Annotated in this window: 1 pseudogene; it reads right to left on the reverse strand. The window is 47.5% G+C overall.

What is annotated here, in order from left to right:
* Window positions 1-583, reverse strand: a pseudogene (locus AB4653_RS27345) (2-dehydropantoate 2-reductase N-terminal domain-containing protein); the annotation flags it as partial.

Genomic DNA, 583 nt, shown 5'->3' on the forward strand with positions numbered 1-583 from the left:
TAACCGCGCCACCAAGCTGCATGCCAATAAAATCTGAATTTGCGTACACACGGAACGTTTTGCCACAGTGAATCTTTTCTTGAAGTTGCTCAAGGAATTCTGCATCAGGGGAAGCCACAGAGATTGCCGTTGGCATACCCATCGCAAGCTCTTTGGCGAAGGTAGGTCCTGATAGAACTGCTAACGAGTACCCATTACCAAGCACATCGTGAGCGACATCTTTTAGCAGGCGACCAGTTTCCGGCTCTAAACCTTTAGTAGCCCAGCAGATACGAGAACAATCTGTTAAGTGAGGCTTAAGGCTATTTAAAACGATATCAAATACGTGGCTAGGGACGACAACAAGAAGATCACGACTTGCTGTTACTGCCTTCTCAAGGTCTGACTCGATGATTAGGCTTTCTGGGAAGTCGATATTTGGTAGAAATTCATTATTTGCGCGCTCGGATTCGAGACGAGCCATGTGAACAGGATCATGCCCCCACAGAACAACGTTTGCACCGTTACGCGCTAGAGAGAAGCTAAAGAGGTTCCGTAAGAACCTGCGCCAATTACTGTCATGGCGATCTCTTTGCCGTAAGCG

The sequence above is a fragment of the Vibrio sp. 10N.222.48.A3 genome (assembly GCF_041475345.1).
Classification (GTDB): Bacteria; Pseudomonadota; Gammaproteobacteria; order Enterobacterales; family Vibrionaceae; genus Vibrio; species Vibrio tasmaniensis_A.